The 18,154-nt window shown below is 38.1% G+C and carries 11 protein-coding genes; 2 read left to right on the top strand and 9 right to left on the bottom strand.

Annotated features, from left to right (window positions below; all coding sequences use genetic code 11):
- Window positions 1-6 precede the first annotated feature (6 nt).
- The 3 genes from JCM16418_RS13425 to JCM16418_RS13415 all read right to left on the bottom strand — a co-directional run bounded on the left by JCM16418_RS13425 (window position 7) and on the right by JCM16418_RS13415 (window position 9,295).
- Window positions 7-5,127, bottom strand: coding sequence for a polymorphic toxin-type HINT domain-containing protein (locus JCM16418_RS13425; protein WP_052020267.1), 5,121 nt, complete (start codon window positions 5,125-5,127; stop codon window positions 7-9).
- An 80-nt stretch (window positions 5,128-5,207) separates the two neighbouring features.
- Window positions 5,208-8,483, bottom strand: coding sequence for a hypothetical protein (locus JCM16418_RS13420; RefSeq protein ID WP_036649694.1), 3,276 nt, complete (start codon window positions 8,481-8,483; stop codon window positions 5,208-5,210).
- Between the two features lie 419 nt (window positions 8,484-8,902).
- Complete coding sequence (locus JCM16418_RS13415) at window positions 8,903-9,295, bottom strand: hypothetical protein (protein WP_036649692.1); 393 nt, start codon at window positions 9,293-9,295, stop codon at window positions 8,903-8,905.
- A gap of 307 nt (window positions 9,296-9,602) precedes the next feature.
- Here JCM16418_RS13415 and JCM16418_RS13410 point away from each other — a divergent pair, with 307 nt between their 5' ends.
- Entirely contained in the window at window positions 9,603-11,297 is a 1,695-nt protein-coding gene (locus tag JCM16418_RS13410; protein ID WP_373280717.1) for a family 14 glycosylhydrolase, read from the top strand.
- A gap of 203 nt (window positions 11,298-11,500) precedes the next feature.
- Here the strand turns inward: JCM16418_RS13410 and JCM16418_RS13405 are convergent, their stop codons facing one another.
- Window positions 11,501-12,418, bottom strand: coding sequence for an NAD(P)/FAD-dependent oxidoreductase (locus JCM16418_RS13405; protein ID WP_036649690.1), 918 nt, complete (start codon window positions 12,416-12,418; stop codon window positions 11,501-11,503).
- Window positions 12,419-12,553: 135 nt separating this feature from the next.
- Window positions 12,554-12,952: an Rrf2 family transcriptional regulator gene (locus JCM16418_RS13400; RefSeq protein ID WP_036649802.1), complete on the bottom strand. Its 399-nt coding sequence runs from the start codon at window positions 12,950-12,952 to the stop codon at window positions 12,554-12,556.
- A gap of 153 nt (window positions 12,953-13,105) precedes the next feature.
- On the opposite strand from JCM16418_RS13400, the gene JCM16418_RS13395 reads away from it, so the two are divergent.
- Window positions 13,106-13,504 (top strand): hypothetical protein, encoded by a 399-nt coding sequence (locus JCM16418_RS13395; RefSeq protein WP_036649688.1) that lies wholly within the window; start codon window positions 13,106-13,108, stop codon window positions 13,502-13,504.
- Window positions 13,505-13,579: 75 nt separating this feature from the next.
- On the opposite strand, the gene JCM16418_RS13390 is transcribed toward JCM16418_RS13395, so the two are convergent.
- The 4 genes from JCM16418_RS13390 to JCM16418_RS13375 all read right to left on the bottom strand — a co-directional run bounded on the left by JCM16418_RS13390 (window position 13,580) and on the right by JCM16418_RS13375 (window position 17,946).
- Entirely contained in the window at window positions 13,580-14,611 is a 1,032-nt protein-coding gene (locus JCM16418_RS13390; protein ID WP_201769757.1) for a LacI family DNA-binding transcriptional regulator, read from the bottom strand.
- Window positions 14,612-14,805: 194 nt separating this feature from the next.
- Window positions 14,806-15,645, bottom strand: a complete 840-nt coding sequence (locus tag JCM16418_RS13385; protein WP_036649682.1) for a carbohydrate ABC transporter permease — start codon at window positions 15,643-15,645, stop codon at window positions 14,806-14,808.
- Complete coding sequence (locus JCM16418_RS13380) at window positions 15,645-16,487, bottom strand: carbohydrate ABC transporter permease (protein ID WP_036649680.1); 843 nt, start codon at window positions 16,485-16,487, stop codon at window positions 15,645-15,647. Before JCM16418_RS13380 ends, JCM16418_RS13385 begins: the two co-directional genes overlap by 1 nt.
- Before the next feature lie 70 nt (window positions 16,488-16,557).
- A complete protein-coding gene (locus JCM16418_RS13375; protein WP_036649678.1) occupies window positions 16,558-17,946 on the bottom strand; it encodes an ABC transporter substrate-binding protein in 1,389 nt (462 codons plus the stop codon).
- Window positions 17,947-18,154 lie beyond the last annotated feature (208 nt).

The following is an 18,154-nucleotide window of genomic DNA, read 5'->3' as shown; positions in this document are numbered from 1 at the left end:
CCAGACCTACTTTATTTTAATAACTGTACCAGTAGAACTCTTATGCTTTCCAACGATATAATTACCATATTCGTCGGCGTCAGCAACCCAATGGAGTTCTTTTCCACCTTTTGCTTCTTTAAATACTTTAAAAGCGGAATCAGCATGACCTGTCGTATCTTTAGCCCACCACAATCCTGTTTTAGGGTCGCGATATGCTGAAACAGTACTTCCATTAAATTTATAGTCTATTTTCTTATCAGCACCAGTCTTTATATCCCATTTAGTAGTTGTATTAGGTGTACTACAAGCATTATGCGTCCAAATACCAAGATTGGAAACAAAGTACGTATGGAAGTCCTTCACCTTAAAGTTATAAACCGTCATATGTTCCTTCTTAACCTCAATCTTCTCAATGGCTAATTCCTTGCCATCCGAAGTTGTCAGAACATCGCCTACCACAAGGTTTTTGGATTCCACCCATCCTTTGCCTACAATCCAAAATGGATGCTCGTCAGTAGTCGTTATGACTTCACTACCAACAGTAATATTATAAGTCTCATCGACTTCACGTTGGAAGAGCCATTCAACTTCCTTGTAAGCAATCTCACCCGTCTCATCATCTTTAGAGAGAACCTTATCTCCTACCTCGATTTCCTCGATAGGTTTCTCCCCTTCGTCTGTTAAAACCTCAGTCCCGGCTACGAAGCAATTGCATCCTTTAGATAACCATTTGGATGCTTTGCTATAGGCTCCTTTTACACCTTTAGAAACACCTTTTATTGCAAATTTACCGAGTCCAACTCCTCCTGTGACAACAGTATCAAACACCATACCAGTCCAACTATTATCTTCATGTAGACCATCACCAAAGTCAAATTTGTATATACCTATTGAGTTACCATTCCTCTTCATAGCTTCCCGATTATGATTTACATCAGGAGAAAATATCCCCCTATTAGGATTCGAACAATTTCCAGGGTGGGAATTTTTACCGTCATTTGATTCACACCAATGACCAGTTGGGTCAACATTTGTAAGTGGATTATTCTCCACATACGAATACAAATTCAAACTTAGCGGGTTACCGATCTGTCCTTCATACGTATCCCTAGAGATAAAGCGTGCGGTATTTGGATCATACCAGCGAGCTCTCAAATACTGAAGTCCTGTGTCACTGTCCCAATATTCCCCGGAGTAGCGGAATAGGTTAGGAGCTTCTTCCTTCTCTTTGGTCGGATTTCCCCATATGTCATAGCTATAGCTATTCAATTCTTTACCGTCTTTATCCGTTAATGCAATGACATCGCCATGTCCATTAAACTGATAATACTCCATGCTGCCTGTCTTGCTCTGACGGGCCCAGAGTCGTCCGCTCAGATCATAGACATAGAAGTAGACCATTTGAGCTATCTTATCTGCTCCAACCGAAGCTTCTGCTAACAATTTTCCTTCCTCATTATAATAGTAACGAATACGTTGATCTTTAGTCATTCGTTCATATAACAAGCCATCACCATTGTAGCTATAACTAACATCGATTGCTTCTTTAGCTTTTCCTTGACTCTTCACTCCAGTCAAGCGGTCTAGTGAATCAAAGGTATATTCCGCATTTTCCATTCCTACTATTTTGTTGCCAACACCAGTCAAGCGGTTCCCTTTGTCGTCATACGTAAAGGATTTATCCTTTCCTTCACTTTGTTCGCTCTGTATTCTACTTAAAGAGTCATAGGAGTACTGATCGACTGCACCGTTCTGTGTGCGACCTATTATATTCTTGTTGTTATCGTATTCATAAGAAAATTGCTGCCCAGTTGATCCTCCGCCAATGTTCACGCCAGTTAAATCATAACCGTTGTAGGTGAGCGTAGTATTTACGTTATTGGATGAAGTCTGACGTTTAAGTAAACTATTAGCCTCATATTCAAATCTCATTTGCTGAGAAGGTGCCCCCGCAAATGTACTCCCCCCTCCATTTAAGATATTCATCTCTGTTAAACGATTCATCTCATCAAGTTTGCCTTGAACTTCGATCGCTTTACCCGTTCCACTCGTAAACTTGTAACCTGTACGTTGTTGATTGTTATAGATATAGTCAATTCTCGAGCCATCCGGGTAGCGCAAGGTCTGCAAAGATCCGTCAGCTGGACTATAACTATATTTAGTATCTCCTTGCGCATTATTCATATTAATGCGTCGACCTACCGAATCATAAGCATAAGTTATTGCTTCACTTGGAGTTTTAATCTCCGTTACTAAATTATCATCGTTATACTTATATTCCGTTGTCTTACCTGCATAATTAGTATGTTTGATCACATTGCTACGCGTATCATAATAATATGATTCAGATTGGGACTTCTCATTAATCTGACGAGTTAATCTACCCAATTCATCATATTGTTTACTTAATGTTGTTTTGTCTGGAAAAGTTATACCTGTTAAATCCCCAGCCAGACTGTACGTATAACCTGTCAGACGCATCTCAGGGTCGGTAACAGTAAGCAATCTACCTAGAGCATCATACGAGGAAGTCGTGATCTGTCCATTTCCATCCTGACTACTAAGAACATTACCATCCAGATCATATGTTAATTTTCTTAGAGGTATGAAGCTACCTTTATTGTTTTCTTCTTGCAACGTGACTTGTCCTAACAAGTCGGACTGTTCTCGCTCTTTATTCCCACTTGCATCTGTATATGTGACCGTTAGATTCGCTAGATCATAATCTACTTTATCCACTGTAAGATCCGCATATATTGTACGTGTTAAGCGCTCAAAGGCATCATAAACGTACGAAGTTGAATTTTGCTCCGCATCAATCAGTTTTTCTATATTTCCCTCTTCATTATAGAAATATTGATACACTGCCTTATCTTGAACTTCTTGCGTAAGAAAACCCAAAGGATTAAATATATTCGTTGTAACTATTCCATCTGGGGCAGTACTTTTAACCGAATAAAGCTCATCATCATACTGTACCGTTTGCTTTGTACCATCATTGTATGAAATCTGCTTGATCCTACCTATAGAATCATACGAATAATCTGTCACTTTACCCGCTTCATCCGTTACAGATTGTACATCTCCTGTTAAGTTATAAGAATACAACGTAGATACTGTACTATCAGTATTATCCACCGTTTTCACAGTCTGTGATTCTTTCGTTAATAGATGTCGTCCATAAGGCGATTCATAGAATTGGTAGTTTACAATATTCTTCGTTCCGTCTTTAACGGTTGTAACATTAGGATTACCAAACGCATCATATTGGATATCTGTTTGCGCCAGTAACTTACCACCTATCGTGTTTTCCCTGACAGCAGACTGAATTGTACTTCCCTGCTTGTTGTATTTATAAGCTTCAACACGAGACTGTCCATCCTTAATTTTTGTCGTAACTGTACTTGGAAGTGACCAGAGGTATGGTTCTGCTGAATTCTGATAATTCATAATCGTTTCTTGCCCAGTGCTCTGACTTTCTTTCTCAATCATACCCTTATCATTATATTGGTACTGAGAAGTTAGAACCGCTGAGTCCCGTCCATCCTGAACAAAGTTTTCTTTCATTTGAATAGGTTTATTAGAGGCTTTTCTCGCCTCATCATAAGTATATTTTTGAATAAATCCACTCGTATCTCCTAAGGTTTTCAATTGAATCAATTGAATCGTTTCAGGACGAGTCAACCCATCCTTACTGTGATGGAACATATACTTGGTTTGAGAATTTCTCGATTGAATTGTTGCCTCTGTGTTATATGAATCCACAAGTTGATTCGTATCCTCGTTCGTAAAAATAAATTTAGTTTCGTTATATGTCTCTATACCTTGAGACGTTGAGAATGTATCTTTCCTAGTCTCTAATTTATGAATTTCCCTAGTCGCATAGTCCCCTATATTCTTGATATACGACGTATAGGATAACTCAGTCATTGACGAATACGGACTCATTATTCTAAACAGCAAGGATTGATGTTCTTTTCCCTGTAGTGCAGGATTACTTACTTCCCCTGGTATAAAGTTAAATGCCGTTTCCCTATCAACGTAGAAATATTTTGTCTTAAGACCATTAGCATCGGTTACAGACACCAATGTTTGATAATCATTTTCTTTAGCTAGCATGTATACTAGCTTACGCTCGGTACCCTTTTGAGCTACAATCACTTGATTATTGGAGGTATAATTAAAAACTAGCTCATTTCCATCGCTGTTACGAATATTAGAAATAAGGGTACCTCCAATTTGATTATTCGTATAGCGGAACTCCACCCGATTGTTATAGTCATCCTGAATTAATAACAAGAGTCCTGTCGAATCAAAATAATAATGAAGACCATTCAGTACGGATAATTGAATCTGGCTCACTTTACCATCAATATTTACTGTACTATCATTAGATAGTTGTATATCTTTCCAAGGGTATCCTTCAAGTAAGAGCCCTTCTGATAATTTATACGTTCCTATTCCAGGATAATATAGATATTTCCCTTCATTCCTTGTCTGAATCGACGGAAGATCCCATCTCCAGCCTCTACCTAGCCCCGTATCGCTTTCTTCACGACGTACTCCCGCTTTATTAACATAGCTTCCATTATCCAAAGTAACACCGATGTCATTGTTGGCCATGCTTGCTTCATATACACGTTCTAACTGAAATGTGATAGCCCCTGGTAAATTAAAATCTGTATTTTGGATTTCTAAATCCCCCGTAGAGGAGGATACGATATCCGTACCATAAGAAACAGGATAGTCAGATGATGCTTGGTGGAGCGACATTTGGGTCAATGCCTTTTGATCGTATTCCCCCGAGGCAATAACCTGACCCCGAGACTGTACACTTTCGTTGGTTCGGATCACTTGAACTGGACTTTCATTTTTCATCTTCCGCTCAAATTCACTCTTATTATTTCCAGTCTCTTTAAGTGCCTGTTCTATCTCAAATAACGAATATCCCTTAGCAATTTGTTCATCCAGCCAAGGTTCTTCAAGTTTATATGTTTTGAGAAGACTAGCAAATGTAATAACCCCTTGTTCTTCTGTAACTTGTTTTGTGACCTGTGGTGCGGTCTCTGCACTGTAAGCAATTGACTCAACCCCACCAAATAGTAAGGTTAAGCAGAGCAGTATACTTAATAGTTTCTTATTCATAGTTTCACCTTCTGTCTATTGAAATGGATAGACTCTCTTCTTCTTAGATTTTAAATTACCATTTAAATCATAGGTATATATCAGCATATCTCCGGTAGGTAAATGATTTTATTTAATTCTCCCGTCGAGCTATATTCAAAATCTGTATTCGGTTTCATCTTCATTGCAGCAGCAGCTAAGTATAATTCTAGTGAAACACCCGAATTATCATTTAGCTTAATATAATAGGATTGTCCTGCTATAAGCTCAACTTCAACAACAACGTAATCTGCCCCATAAATTTGCTCACTATCCTTACTAGTGACTATTAGATTTTGAAGTTTAGGGTCTTTATAAACTGAAATAACGGTCGAACCAGACATATCATCTTTTTTCGTAGCTATACGATATGCTCCTGTTTGAGTGGCCTTAAGCAGATAATAACCATTCTTACCTACTTCTTTAGAAACTTTAATAGGATCATTTTCTGTTAATTTTTCAAATGTAATATTGACAGGATCACTCTCAATGAAATGTCTAAACGGTGCCCCAACAATGACTGGATCGGAAGACGTCACTTTCACAGTAATTTCAGCACCTGCTGGGATAGGATATTCAAAGTCTGTTTTGCTTCCCTCCTTGTAAAGTGTACCGTCGGCATTGACGATTTTATAATCGTAATAGCGATTTGCTCCAATTATTGCATTTGTAACCAGTTGATCCTTATCGAGACTAGTATTTTTAAATGCCGCCGATTGTTGGCTTACTAATGTTTTTTTAATAAATGCAGGATCATCTTGTGGCTCACCTATCAATTGTTTAGCATATCGGAATGTTACAGGCTGAACAGAAGTAACCGTAACGATGATTGTGTCACCTGATGAAATCGATAAGTTCCCGTCATGATTTATTTCGCCCTTCGATGTAGTCCCGTTCGCAGCATACTCTACATAATCATACTCAGTATAATTACTACTTTTAGCATCACTCACAATGGAGATAGCTTTGGATGTTTCGTTCCTGAACATATAAGAATTGTTTTGATTTAAAGTTACGCGTAACATACTAGGATCATCATCTGGCGACGATACGAATGAACTATATACAACAATGAATGTAATGGGATTAACATCATCGTTGGTAATATGGGCCGAGTATCTACCCATAATAATTGTATACGTATGTTTATTTACACCTTGGCGTGAGATACTTCCATCCGGTTTAGTTAAAACAAAAGAATAACCATTACCTCCAGAGACACTTTCTACAACATTCAAATTACTCTGATAATCAGTAATATTATTAAAATTATAAGATTCACCTTGTTTCAGAGTTACGCGTAGCATTGCTGGATGAGTGAATGGTTCTGCAGTAACCGGATCAGTGTATCGAAAGATGATCTCCCCTACAGATTGACCTGTGATAATCAGATATCCATTAGCTGGAATGGACAACATATTACTCTTATAGTTGTAACCACTTCCTGTAACAATACCTTTTGAATCATATTTAGCATAATCCACTATTCCATTTACTGACAAAGCATCTTTCTGTATAGTGATGCTTTTGGGACCACTATTACGAAATACATAGGATTCTCCTATCTGAATTTGTTGCTTTGTGAAGGCCTCTTCATTTTTTCCCTTCCATGAAAAAAGACGATAAGCTACACCAAAAGTTACTGGGAGGTCTGATACTGCTGTAACAACAATTCGTCTTCCAGGAAAAATACTTGTTGCTGTAAAAGTATTAGAATATTTACTAAACTCCGTTCCATCAGCATTATATTGTACTGAATCAAATCTATTATTTGTTGACGCATCGGTATTAAAGTATCTCTGCCCCTCACTTATATTCGTAAATTCGTAGCTTTCACCTTTACGAAGTGTAACCCTAAAGTAGGCGGGTTCATCCGTTACTTCTGCACTAAAATCATCTGTATAGTCAAAAGTTATCGACGAAGCTGATGCTACAGTAACAAAGGCATACCCACCTGTAGGAATGCTTATTGAGTTCGTACTATTGAATCCTCTTGAATAATAAGTACCGTCTGATTTATACACCATATAATCAAACTCACCTTTTACTAGTTTCGCGTTTTGATACACTTGATTTGTCTTCGAACCATTATTTGTGAATATATATGATTCTCCTTGCGATAGTGTTACTCTGCTAAATGCCTGATCTTCCACAACCTTTCCGATAAATCTACGATATGGTGCCCCCACTCTGACCGGAGTTTCTGTAAGTAATGTCATGACAACTCGTTTTCCCGGCCCTACGGTTGGTTTATTACTCGTGTTCTTCCCGTTTGTTGACTCTGTTCCGTCAGGAAGATATACAACGTAATCAAATTTATCTTTCGTTGTGCCATCAGTTTCAATTACATCTGAAACAGTACTTATATTAGTTAATTCATAACTCTGTCCTTGTTGTAAAGTTGCAGATTCATATGCCGGTTCGTCAAAATCATCTCCGATAAAAGCATCAAATGGAACACCGATCGTTACCGGTACGTAAGATGCTCCGATAAGAATTATTTCCTCATTTGGTGTAAGCGAAGGATGATTTTTAGTATTCATTATTGAACTGTCCTGTTTACCATCACTCTTAAATATAGCGTAGTCATATCTTCCATCAGGATTAGAAATCGAATCACTCAAGATACTAATCGCATAATTAAATGAATATATACTAATAAATCGAAATGATTCTTCCCTCATTAATGTCTTTTTTAAAAGAGCTGGTACTGGAGAGTAAGAATACGTTATATATGCAGGATTAAAACTTGCTGTTAACGGTTCTCTATAGTCATTTGTAATAATGCTATATCCTCCTTTACCAGGTACTTGAATACTATTGTACGTTTCCATTTCATCGCTTGATTTTTTTCCGTCTGCGCCATAGCTAACAAAGTCATATCTCTTATTGTTCTTAATTCCAGCATCCGTAAGAATACTAATTGTAGATGAGTAAGAATTAGTCACTTTTATACTATCGCCTGGTGAAATAATAAGTTCAGTCTTGCTAGCTAACATCATTATAGAATCACTTTGATCTATATCTATATCATCCTCTTTATTCTCACGATCTGGATCTACCCCCGGTAACTCTTCCGAAGGAAATTCTGAATTATCTCCGTCCAAGTTAGGTGGTACAGAAGAATCGTCTTTCTTTGGTGGAATAGTTCCTTCTTCTGGTAGTGTCGGAGCATTCACCTCTAATACCTGTGGCTGCTGCCTAACTGATTCGGTTTCTTGAAAATTAAACAAATTTTGTGATTGATACCCTCTGGCTTCACTTACTTCTCCTGGAATTAAAGAACCTGTGATTAAAAACATCACTAAGAACAGGATTGTTAGTCTTTTGTATCTCATCCTTTTTCCTCCTTCTACAATTTTTGTTAATAACCCCCTAGGTTAATATCGACTTATTAATCATGGAATATATAGAATGTTTATCCTAATTTTTTACTAGAAGTAAAAACTACCCATAATCAATAGTTCAGAATACTTAAATTCATATGAATAATGCATTCTCATAGCAAATCAATTATTTATTTTGTCGTTTTAACTCGAAAAAAAGTAATGGATTTAAATAAAAAAACGAGACAAATCACTCTCACTATCGTTTATAACGCAAAAACACCTTCCCAAGCGGATCTCCTATCTTATCGACGGAGTTCCACTCTTGAAGGTGTTTTGGTATGTCTCAACGTTATAGGGTCAATCCGAGTTGCCTACCACAATACATGGGCCGTTTACTTGAGTTATAAAGTGGAATGCTCTGTTTAAGATCAATGCGATAAGAGGGACTGAGCTTCCTCTAGATTTAGACTAATCTTATGCAAGCTTTTATAATCGATTTTCTCATGATACGCAGCTGGGAACTGTAGTTGCTTCTCTATTTCCTTGGCTTCAAATTGTTCCGTCGCATTCCCCGTCGCTTCACTATACTTTTGTTCTGTTTCTTGTTGCAGTTGGTTAACCACTCGAAGCACCTGCGCGAGGGACGGATTCAAACTTTCCAATGACTGTATACTTCCATTGGTTAACTGTGCCGTTTGTTGCTGGAGCATTTGCTTGATTTGCTTCACCTGCGATGCAGTTTCGCCACTTTCCTCCATGTGATCAATAATTTGAATGGACGCATTCAATAAGTCTTGTATACGCTCCGTTGCCTGATTCATATGATCCCAACCTCTCTGTTAGCTAATTACCAATTATTATGGTCCTGTTGATGTTCGAATATGTGAGCATGAGGAATTTAACACGGGGCATATTTACCAAAGATATTAAGCAGGAGTAGACGTTCTGTTTTTAGTAAAATATAAAATATATTGTCATCTTTAACCATGTCGTTTATAATTCTTATGTAAACGTTTGCACAAACTCGGATATATGTCCACATTTCCTGAGTTTTGCGAAGGGCCCTTCACTGTGCTTAGGAAGCTATTTTCACAAAAGAGGAGGATGACCATTTTGAAATCAAGTCAAATGGGTTGGAGAAAAGCTCGTATACTTGCATTAGGTTTTTTCTTACTTTTCTCTACGGTTGTAGGTGTATTTTCTAGCTCAGGTACAGCAAATGCTGATGTGGCCACAGATTTTAAAGCTTCTGTCATGGCACCCTTAGTAAAAATTACGGATTGGACTGCATTTAAAAAGCAACTCAAGACATTGAAGGATAATGGTGTTTATGCTCTAACTACCGATGTGTGGTGGGGAGATGTAGAAGCGGCTGGAGATAACCAATTTGATTGGAGCTACTACAAAACTTATGCAAACGCTGTCAGCGAATCTGGACTCAAATGGGTACCCATTCTATCCACACATACTTGTGGTGGGAATCCCGGAGATGATTGTAATATCCCGCTTCCAGCTTGGCTCTGGAGCAAAGGCTCTGCGGATGAAATGAAATACAAGAGTGAAACGGGTTATGTGAATAATGAAGCCATTTCACCATTCTGGAGTGGGATAAACCAGCAATATAGTGACCTCTACGGCTCTTTTGCAACAAACTTTGCTAGCTATAAATCCATCATTCCTAAAATCTATTTAAGTGCCGGTCCTTCCGGAGAATTACGATACCCTTCTTATTACAGCGCTGCTGGCTGGAGTTATCCTAGTCGTGGCAAGTTCCAAGTATATACGGATACAGCGAAGAATGCGTTTAGAAACGCTATGATTAGTAAATATGGCTCTCTCAGTGGTGTAAACCAAGCCTGGGGCTTATCTCTGACCAATGTAAGCCAAATCAATCCTCCCGATGATGGGGATTCCTTCTTCTCCACAGGCGGTTACAATATTACCTACGGTAAAGACTTCCTGAGATGGTACCAAAGCGTGCTTGAGAATCATCTTGGCGTGATCGCTGCCGCAGCTCATAGCAAATTCGACTCTGTATTCGGCGTTCCGATCGGTGCGAAGGTATCCGGTCTTCACTGGCAATACAATAACCCCACCTCCCCACATAGTGCAGAATATACAGCGGGCTATTACGATTACAACTCACTCATTCAAAAATTTAAGGACAGCAATTTAGACTTAACTTTTACCTGTTTAGAAATGAATGATGACGGTAGCGCACCTGCCTACTCCAAGCCTTCTACATTGGTAGATACCGTATCTGCCATAGCAAATAGCAAAGGTGTTCGCTTGAATGGTGAGAATGCACTGGCAACGGGTAACTTCCAAAAGATCGAAGAGAAAATGATGAAGTGGAACTACAATGGATTTACATTGCTACGCCTTGCAAATTTAGTGAATAGTGATGGCACGGCAAGCAGCAATATGGCTGGATTCAAGCAATACGTTATCAGTCATACCAAGCCAAGCGTAAGCAACAGCGTTACGATTTATTACAAGAGAGGCTATGCCTCCCCCTATATTCACTATCGCCCAGCCGGAGGCACATGGACGACTGCACCTGGCGTTGCTATGACAGATGCAGGAACCGCTTATCCTGGGTATAGCAAAATTACAATTGATATTGGATCAGCAACTCAGTTGGAGGCCGATTTCAATAATGGAAGCGGCACGTGGGATAATAACAATTCCGCAAACTACTTCTTTAATAGCGGTACATCTACCTTTACACCGGGAGCTAATGGAGCCGCAGGTACAATTAAATCAGGTACGCCAACGGTAAGTGCAATGGATACAACGATTAAGCTACCTTTTTCAGCATAATTCATTTCAAGAAGAGAAGGAACTCATCTTCCTTCTCTTCTTTGCGTTCCATTATTCGAATGACAATTTATTAGGCAGAAAATACTTACACGACAAGGATTTTACATAAATATTTGTATTGTCAGCTTCATCTCTAAAACATTTATAATTCGTTGTGTAAACGTTTGCACAATGTCTATGTACATCGATCCATTTTCTACGAATTATGCCTGTAATCCAAAACGTTCCATCGTTAGATCCGTATTTACAGAAACCGCAGCTCTATTACCATCGGCAGCAGAAATAATTAATGAGGAGGGTCCGGATGTTTCAGTTTCTCCCGCAATATATATATTCTTTTGTGTTGTTCTACCAACACCATCTGTTACAACTGCTCCATTATCTTGAATTTCACATCCAAGAATCTCAGCAAATTGGTTAGGACGATAAAAGGATGGAATAACAAATCCACCTGATCTTGTGATCGTTTCTCCAGTGACAAATTCAATTTTTTGAAGATAGCCGTCCTCACCTATTAGATTTTTTATTGGCTCTGATTTTATTTTAATATTACATTTTTGCAACTCCTGAACGCCTTCGTTCGATAATTCTAATCCATTGGTTACGACAACTAAATCCTTAGACCAGTTATAAATTAATTTAGCCATATGCAGTGCACGCTCTTCTTTGTCTGCCATTACAACTAATGGTTTATCCCTTAGCTCCCAGCCATCACAATACGGGCAACTAAACAGACTTTTCCCATAATAATTTCTTACATTTTGAATCGAAAACATTTCTTGAATTCCTGTAGCTAATATAATCTTCTCTGTACTAAATTGCTGACCATCCTTCGTTGTGACAATATAACTTTCATTACTAGTATCTTTAATTATTTCAGTAATTGTTGTATTAAAATAAGATATGGATGGATAATTCTCCAACTCTTTCAACCCAATTTCTTTAAACGCTTGAGGTTTTATCCCATCTCGAGTGATGAACCCGTGTGACTCATGTGTAACTTTATTCCGATTCGTTCCATCGTCAAATAGTGCAATGTTTCTTCTCGCCCTCCCTAAAGTTAAGCTTGCACTTAATCCAGATGGACCTCCACCTATAACGATACAATCTAACATATTCATTGATCTTCCATCTCCTTATTTCATTATGATATGATAACCATCAAAGACCTTTTATATCTTTAATTAAGCTAAAAAATAAAAAAGATATAAACGATACACTATGTCCTTAATTATAGTAACAGAAGACAACGTTAATTATGTCGTTGTCATTTCAGCTATTAAACCTGCAATGGTTTGTTGTCTTAATTCTTCTTCCATTTTTTCTTCTGAGGTTAACATGACTTTTTGAATCAAACATTCAGGCCCATGATTTAAATCACAATCAAACAATGAAGACTTTCCTTCAATAGCATAGATAATATCGAGAAACGAAATGGATTCCCACCCTTTTGTTAATGAGTATCCACCATTAGCTCCTGAAGCAGATGCAACCATACCTTCTTTGACAAGCTTCGTAAGTATCTTAGACAAATACGTTGGGGATACTTTTTGCTGTTCTGCTAAAATTTGTACACCTACAGGTTTCGTCGAATTTGACAATGCTAAATGCAACATTGTGTGAAGAGCGTAATTCGTAGCTTTTGAATACTTCAATGTCTTCATCCCTTCTCCATAATAAAAGACTTTACGAGTCTGTAATATCTATTATAGTTCAGCTTTGTAAATTGTCAATGCCGTTCATTCTCCGTTCATATTTCTAGTGTATGCTTAGCCATTCAATTAAAACTTGAAGGAGAGTATAAACACATGATTAATTATAGTAAATGGTTCATCCGTATTGCAGCACTTTATTCATTGCTTGGCGCACTCATTGGCTCGGATATGGCAGGCAAAAAAGATTATTCACTAACGCCAGCCCATGCACATATCCTTGTTGTCGGATGGCTTACCCTTTTTGCCTATGGTATTTTCTATAAAGTATTCAAAGACATAAGTATGAAAAAGACGGCTCGAATCCATTTCTGGACCAGCCTGATCGGTGGCGGACTTATGCCACTTGGCATGTTGTTCTATTATAAAATGCCAAACACAGCATCGCTTCTCTCATTCATTATTCCTGCCTGCATCCTGCTTGTAGCCATTGTTTTATTTATCTCTATTGTATTCTTTGATAAAAAGATATTTGCCAGTGATTCAAGCAAATAAACGTACTGGTAAACGTACTGGATAACAACAGAAGGCCCTAGCATCATACATGCTAGGGCCTTCTTTTATCAATTTTTATCGGCTTTTCGTAGACTCCCTCACAATGAGTTCCGCAGGAAAAATCCGATGTGCGTGTGTAATCTTCTTGTTGATCAAATCGAACAGAACTCGAATCGTTTCTTCTGCGATTTCATCCACAGGCTGTCTAATGGTCGTAATGGAAGGGTTATAATAGAATGTGATATCCAGTCCATCAAAGCCTGCAACGGAGTAATCCTCTGGCACGCTCTTCCCAGCTTCAATAATCGCCTTGCATGCACCAATGGCTAGATTATCCGAGAGGGCATAAATAGCCGTAAATTCCTCTGAAGATTCTAGCAATTCTTTCGTAACCATATATCCATTTTCCATGGAATAGCTTTCAATATCTTCCTTCATACAACGGACTAATTGGTTATTAAAAGGAATGCCATTATCCTCTAAAGCTTTCTTGTATCCATCATATCTCAGTTTCCCGATACTCACATCATCCATGGAAGCCGTAATGATTGCGATCTTATCATGTCCTTGATTACATAAATAATCTACCATTTTATAACTCTCTTTAAAGTCATCAACCGATACTGAAGAATAATCGTTAGCGTCAAATTCATCAGTCATTCCGATTGTACTCAAAACGAAAGGAACGGTTAATTGATCAAGCTTTTCTTTAGAGTGAGAGAAATATCCTCCGAGAAAAACAATCCCTTTGAGACGTTTTTCCTTCTCCAGTTCAATAGCAACGTCAATTTCATCTTGTTTATCATCTACACGTTGAAGAATAAATGAGTACTTTTTCCGCTTAATTTCCTTTTCAAAAACCTGAATCATTTGGTTGAAAAAGGGGTTCGTTATACCTTTAATTAAGACTGCGATTGTCTTAGAAGCAGAACGCTTCAAATTTCTAGCACTGTTGTTTGGAACATAATGATTTTCTTTGATAACCTTCATAACCATCGCTTTGGTTTCGTCATTAATATCTGGATGATTATTTATCGCTCTTGATACGGTGGTTACACCCACCCCGCACATTCTTGCAATATCTATAATTGTAATAGAAGCCCCCATATCCATCTTCCCTTACATCGTAGTTTAATCCATTTCCCTAGGAAAACAGGAAATATATCTCTGTAAATTACATTCTCATAGAGAATAGCAGTTCAGTCCATAGAAGACAAGCAAGATGTAAAAAAAGTAGGGTTCTTCTCGGTGAGTCATAGTCAACCGAAAAGCAACCCTACTATCCGTTTCCTATTTACAGCTTAACCCTTAACAGCGCCTGCAACTACGCCTTCAATAATATACTTTTGGCAGAATAAGTAGAATATGACGATTGGGATAATAGCTAAGACTAGCATCGCCATCATCGCTCCCATATCAACAGATCCATATCCACCTTTAAGATATTGGATAGCTACCGGAATTGTCTTCCATTCATTACCAATGGTTAGATAAGGTAACAGGTAGTCATTCCATACCCACATGACATTCAGAATCGCAACCGTGATCGCAATCGGCTTCAGAATCGGTAATACGACTTTAAAGAACGATTGAGCTGGGTTACACCCATCAATCATAACGGCTTCTTCAATTTCAAGCGGTATGGACTTAACAAATCCACTAAATAAGAACACCGATAATCCTGAACCAAATCCCAAGTAGATGAGTATAATTCCGATTGGGTTATCTAGGTGCAGAACATTAGCTGTCTTTGTCATCGTAAACATAACCATTTGGAATGGAACGATCATGGAGAAAACAAAGATGTAGTATAGAAACGAATTAAACTTCGACTTAACCCGGGAAATATACCATGCTGTCATGGAAGTCAGTAAGACGATAACAGCTACAGAACATACCGTTATAAAGAGTGACATACCGAAGGCACTAAAGAAGTTGATTTTTTCAATACCACTGGTATAGTTGCTAAGCCCTGAGAATGTATCTCCATTCGGGAATTGGAAGGGCGTATCACTAATGAAAAACTTACCTTTGAAGGAGTTCATCAGGACGATCAGGATCGGAGCTAAGAACAGTATCGCTAAGACCAATAGAATCGTGAAGATTGTAATGTCTTTTCCGCGTGATTGTGTCTGTTCCATTAGTTCTCAACCTCCTTTCTTCTCGTCAAGACAAGTTGTATTAAAGCAATGGCTGCAACCAATACAAAGAATATAACCGCCTTCGCTTGGCCAACACCCTCCATGCCTGTTTTACCATAGAATGTATTGAAAATATCTAGAGCTAACATGGATGTTTGTTTAGACGGCGCACCTGCTGTAAGAGCCAAGTTCTGATCAAACAATTTAAATGAATTCGATAACGTTAAAAATAAACAAATCGTTATGGAAGGCATAATTAGAGGAATCGTGATATTGCGCAAAATAACAAATCGGGATGCTCCATCTATTTTTGCTGCTTCGTTAAGGTCCTTAGGAATATTTTGAATACCAGCAATATAAATGATCATCATGTAACCAATCATTTGCCAAGTCATCAAAACGACGAGTCCCCAGAAACCATATTTTGCACTGGAAGTTAAAGTCACATCAAATTTGAATAGAATACCGTTGAGAATCAATTGCCAAATGTAACCGAGTACGATACCACCTATTAAGTTAGGCATAAAGAAGATCGTTCTAAACACATTAGTACCTTTTTTACCTCTTGTTAACAACATCGCAAAAATGAATGCAAATACGTTTACTGAAATGACAGATACGACGGTGTATTTAACCGTAAACCAAAGTGCTCTAAGAAATTCCTGGTTAGAGAAAGCCTTAACATAGTTACTGAAGCCAACCCATTTAGCATCGTTTACCGTCGTGAATTCTGTAAATGACAAATATACGCCTAAGAGAAATGGAATTATAAATATGACCGTAAAGGCCAATATCGTTGGCAATGCAAAAAGAGCAAAGTATTTTTTTATCGATTTTTGCATGTACTCTTCTCCTATCTGGTTAAAAAAATGGGGAGTAAGAAACCTCACTCACCCATTTATTTTTTAACTTTTATTTAGCTTTTTCTGATTTCCAAGAATCTTTAACAACCGTTACAACTTCATCCCAAGATTTATTACCTTGAGCGTATTCAAGAAGCGCGTCACCGAATTGGTTCTTGAACTCTTCACTTGGGAATGCTGCGAATGTCCAAGGTACGGAAGTAACGTCTTTTTCCATCCATGCCATTACTTCTTTAGCCAATGGATCAGCTGGTTTTTCATCATCTTTAAATGTATTAAATGGTGCGATAAATCCTAGATCTTTAGATACATAGCTCTTACCTTTGTCACTTGTGAACAACCACTCTAAGAAAGCGATCGAAGCTTGTTGCTTCTCAGCAGAGACCTTGCTGTTAATAGCCAAGTAATTTTCAGTACCTACTGCAAGACCTTGCTTCTCTTCACCAGCTACGCCAGTGTAGATTGGCATGAATTTAATATCTTCAGCTTTTACTTTGTTTCCGCCAACTTCACTGATTTGTGACCAAGCCCAGTTACCATTTTGAACCATTGCTGATTGACCTAGTGCAAATTCAGCCATTGAATCGGCAACAGATTTGCTTCCTAGAAGAGCAGGTTTAGAAACCGAGTTGTTGATGTATAGATCAAAGATGTTCTTATAGTTATTAGCATACTTAAACGAAATTTCTTTTGTATCTAGCCCAGCAAGTACAGTGTTCTCATTTAATTTGCTGTCTTTGAATTCATAGTACAATGGAAGGTTAGCTAAGTGAGTCTGCCATCTCCATTGCTCTCCAGCACCCAAGGAAGTAGAAGAGAATACGCCTTTAATTCCAAGCTGATCTTTCTTAGCAGTCATATCTTCTACTACAGATTTCAATGTAGCGAAGTTGTTGATTTCAGCTGTTGAAGAAATAGATACTTTCTTATCCGCTAGTGCAAAGTATTTCTTCATGATTTCTTCGTTGTAAATGATACCGTATCCTTCAACTACATAAGGAATACCATAAATGCCTTCGCCGCTCTTCACAGCCAAAGTCTTGTCAGACAATGCATTGTAAAGTTTCGTATCTTTCAAGTCAGCAGCATAGTTCTTCCACGCTTCATAACCTACAGGTCCATTGATTTGAAAAATCGTAGGAGCGTCAGATTTAGCAATTTCAGACTTCAATGTTGTTTCATATGTTCCACTTGCAGCGGTAACCACTTTAACCTTAACGCCTGTTTCTGCTTCATAATCCTTAGCAATCTTCTCATACGTTGCAGCAATTTCAGGTTTGAAATTCAAGAAGTAAATTTCTTTAGCACCAGTCGCTGGTTCCTTCTTGTTATCATCCCCAGCTGTGGACGAATTATCTGTCTTGCTGCCACATGCAGCCAACACGGAAATCAAAGATATTACAAGCATGATCCCTAACATTTTTTTCATCTTACTCATTCTCTTTGCCCCTCTTTCATCTCTCAATGATTTTCGTATATTATGAATGCGTTTCCGAAACCTTTGCCCCACAAAATGGTAGCGCTTACTTCATCATCGGCATCGTTTTCGGTAACGTTTCCAATTACGAGATAATAGTAGCATATTGCACCCACGCTTCGCAATCTTTTTTAATCATTTCTCACAATTATTTTTGTGAGATCACTTC

The organism is Paenibacillus pini JCM 16418, from assembly GCF_000576305.1.
In the GTDB taxonomy this organism is placed as follows: Bacteria; Bacillota; Bacilli; order Paenibacillales; family Paenibacillaceae; genus Paenibacillus_AQ; species Paenibacillus_AQ pini.
The sequence above is the reverse complement of the archived record's forward strand: the minus strand, read 5'-3'. Positions and strand labels throughout refer to the sequence as shown.

What these genes read in the sequence shown, in the direction of transcription:
- JCM16418_RS13425 (WP_052020267.1), bottom strand. Translation starts at nt 5,127, where the DNA reads ATGAATAAGAAACTATTAAGTATACTGCTCTGCTTAACCTTACTATTT.
- JCM16418_RS13420 (WP_036649694.1), bottom strand. Translation starts at nt 8,483, where the DNA reads ATGAGATACAAAAGACTAACAATCCTGTTCTTAGTGATGTTTTTAATC.
- JCM16418_RS13415 (WP_036649692.1), bottom strand. Translation starts at nt 9,295, where the DNA reads ATGAATCAGGCAACGGAGCGTATACAAGACTTATTGAATGCGTCCATT.
- JCM16418_RS13410 (WP_373280717.1), top strand. Translation starts at nt 9,603, where the DNA reads ATGGGTTGGAGAAAAGCTCGTATACTTGCATTAGGTTTTTTCTTACTT.
- JCM16418_RS13405 (WP_036649690.1), bottom strand. Translation starts at nt 12,418, where the DNA reads ATGAATATGTTAGATTGTATCGTTATAGGTGGAGGTCCATCTGGATTA.
- JCM16418_RS13395 (WP_036649688.1), top strand. Translation starts at nt 13,106, where the DNA reads ATGATTAATTATAGTAAATGGTTCATCCGTATTGCAGCACTTTATTCA.
- JCM16418_RS13390 (WP_201769757.1), bottom strand. Translation starts at nt 14,611, where the DNA reads ATGGGGGCTTCTATTACAATTATAGATATTGCAAGAATGTGCGGGGTG.
- JCM16418_RS13385 (WP_036649682.1), bottom strand. Translation starts at nt 15,645, where the DNA reads ATGGAACAGACACAATCACGCGGAAAAGACATTACAATCTTCACGATT.
- JCM16418_RS13380 (WP_036649680.1), bottom strand. Translation starts at nt 16,487, where the DNA reads ATGCAAAAATCGATAAAAAAATACTTTGCTCTTTTTGCATTGCCAACG.
- JCM16418_RS13375 (WP_036649678.1), bottom strand. Translation starts at nt 17,946, where the DNA reads ATGAGTAAGATGAAAAAAATGTTAGGGATCATGCTTGTAATATCTTTG.